At 70.5% G+C, this 302-nt stretch carries 1 pseudogene; it reads right to left on the bottom strand.

The window, feature by feature from the left end:
* A pseudogene (locus FGT79_RS31535) lies at positions 1–302 on the bottom strand (hypothetical protein); the annotation flags it as partial.

Below are 302 nucleotides of genomic sequence, written 5' to 3'. Positions count from 1 at the left end.
CTCTCCGCTTCCTGCCTCACCGCTTCGGCCCGCTTCGCCGCCTCGCGCTGCTCCAAACCCGCAGTCGCCTCGCTTCTCTCCGCTTCCTGCCTTACCGCTTCGGCCCGCTTCGCCGCCTCGCGCCGCTCCAAACCCGCAGTCGCCTCGCTTCTCTCCGCTTCCTGCCTTACCGCTTCGGCCCGCTTCGCCGCCTCGCGCCGCTCCAAACCCGCAGTCGCCTCGCTTCTCTCCGCTTCCTGCCTCACCGCTTCGGCCCGCTTCGCCGCCTCGCGCTGCTCCAAACCCGCAGTCGCCTCGCTTCT

The organism is Paenibacillus sinopodophylli, assembly GCF_005930355.1.
Lineage (GTDB): Bacteria > Bacillota > Bacilli > Paenibacillales > Paenibacillaceae > Pristimantibacillus > Pristimantibacillus sinopodophylli.
Note: the sequence above shows the minus strand (reverse complement) of the source record. Positions and strands in the feature narration are given on the sequence as shown.